The organism is Streptomyces sp. DH12, assembly GCF_020873895.1.
In the GTDB taxonomy this organism is placed as follows: domain Bacteria; phylum Actinomycetota; class Actinomycetes; order Streptomycetales; family Streptomycetaceae; genus Streptomyces.
This window is the reverse complement of the sequence record NZ_JAHWGT010000810.1, coordinates 1-483: the sequence shown is the minus strand read 5'-3', so window position 1 is coordinate 483 and position 483 is coordinate 1. Positions and strand designations below refer to the sequence as shown.

Here is a 483-nt window from a genome sequence, read left to right as displayed (position 1 = left end):
CAGCTCGAGCCGCTCGCAGGTGACGGCGCGGACGCCGGTGCGGCCGCCCTTGAGGCGCATCCGGATGTCCTGCTCGCGCGGCGGCTCCGGCGGGGGTCCCGCCTCCTCGAACTTGCGCAGCCGGGTCTGCGCGGCGCGGTAGCGGGACGCCATGTCCGGGCTGTTCTCGGCAGCCTGCCGCAGGGTCAGCACCAGCTTCTTGAGCTGGGCGTGCTTCTCGTCCCAGCGGCGGCGCAGCTCCTCGAAGCGGGCGAAGCGCTCGCGCCGCGCCTCGTGGAAGGTGGCGAAGCCGCCGCCGTGCACCCAGGCGTCGGCGCCGGCGGGGCCCGGTTCCAGGGAGACGATCTTCTCGGCGGCGCGGGAGAGGAGTTCCCGGTCGTGGGAGACGAGGAGGACCGTCTTGCGGGTCTCGGCGAGGCGCTCCTCCAGCCAGCGTTTGCCGGGCACGTCCAGGTAGTTGTCGGGCTCGTCGAGGAGCAGCAC

The 483-nt window shown here is 73.7% G+C and carries 1 pseudogene; it reads right to left on the bottom strand.

The features are described 5' to 3' along the window. Positions 1-483: pseudogene (locus LPA54_RS37195) on the bottom strand (ABC transporter ATP-binding protein); the annotation flags it as partial.